1 protein-coding gene is annotated in these 1,436 nt (G+C 41.8%); it reads left to right on the forward strand.

What is annotated here, in order from left to right; translation table 11 throughout:
- Nucleotides 1–85: 85 nt before the first annotated feature.
- A complete protein-coding gene (locus B176_RS0101380; RefSeq protein ID WP_017256977.1) occupies nucleotides 86–1,414 on the forward strand; it encodes an IS4 family transposase in 1,329 nt (442 codons plus the stop codon).
- Nucleotides 1,415–1,436 lie beyond the last annotated feature (22 nt).

A 1,436-nucleotide genomic window follows, 5' to 3' on the forward strand; every position in this document is an offset into this window, starting at 1 on the left:
CAATGTCATTAAGTTAAGGGATTAACCTCGGTAAGAACCGGATAAAAATCCGGTTCTTTAAGGTACGAAACTTAAAACCCGAGGCATGAGTGCAAATTTAAACATCATAAGAGATATAAGGAGTTTTATTAACGAAGTATCTGACAATCCTGAACTAAGAACTTGTTTTACCTCCTCAGACCGTGATTTCACCAGAAACCGTGAGCTTGATTTCCAAAAGACAGCAGTCCTGCTACTGAATTTTCTAAAAAAGAGCTACAGTCTGGAAATCCTAGATTTCTACCAGTGGCTGGGGTATCCAGAAACAGCAGTCAGCAAATCAGCTTTCTGTCAGCAGAGAGCTAAGATAGGGAGCTCTTTCTTTGCTTTTTTGAATCTTGTTCTGGTCTGTAGTTTCTATGAGAATTATGCTGATGAGCTAAAACGCTGGAATGGTTTTTTACTCATCGCTATAGACGGCTCGACCTCACACCTGGTGAACAGGCAAGAAGTTATAGATCACTTTGGGCTTCATGGCAACCAACGGGGCGTGACGGCTATGGGAAGGCTGGTGACTGCCTTCGATGTTTTAAATGAAATTACCATAAAATCAGCAATCCAGCCTATCAGTCTTTCAGAGCAGCATACTGCTTTGAGCTGGGTCGAGTCTTACCAGGCAGACATGCTGTTGCTCTACGACCGGGGCTTTCCGGGCTTTGTAACCATGTTCCGTCATCAGTACAAAGAACGGGAACAGCCTTATCTGATGCGCTGCGCTTTGGGTTTTAACGAAGAGGTCAAGGCTTTTTTAAGAAGCGGGAAAAAGGATAGTATCTGTACTTTTAAGTCAAATAAGCAGGCATCCCAGCAACTGTATGAACAGGGCTTCAAAGTGCCTATCGGTTCGGAATTAAAGGTAAGGCTGCTTAAGGTGAGGCTGGACGATGGGAGTCTGGAGGTTCTGGCCACCAATCTGTTCGACACTGAAATGTATCCTTACAAAGACTTTAAAGCGCTCTATTTTATGCGCTGGGCAATAGAGTCGAGATATGACTGCCTCAAGAACAAACTGCAGCTTGAATCTTACAGCGGACAGAAGGTGAACACTATCCAACAGGATTTTTATTGCTCAGTTTTCCTGGCCAATCTACAGACTGTTATATCTAAAGCCTGCGAACCCTATTTGTCGGGAATCAACAAAAAGCGTCTGCATGACTATAAAATCAACCAGAACATAGCTATTGGCATTATGAAGAACAGAATCATTGATTTATTTATCCATCAAAATCCAGAAAACATTCTCCTAGAACTTGAAAAACTATTCTCAAAGTACGTTGAGCCCGTCAGGAACAACAGAAAGAATCCTCATGTCCAGAAATTTCAAAGAAGAAAAGGAAAATATCGAACACTAACTAATTATAAAAGAGCCATATAACCCTTAACTTAATGACATTGGG

Source organism: Pedobacter arcticus A12 (assembly GCF_000302595.1).
GTDB lineage: Bacteria > Bacteroidota > Bacteroidia > Sphingobacteriales > Sphingobacteriaceae > Pseudopedobacter > Pseudopedobacter arcticus.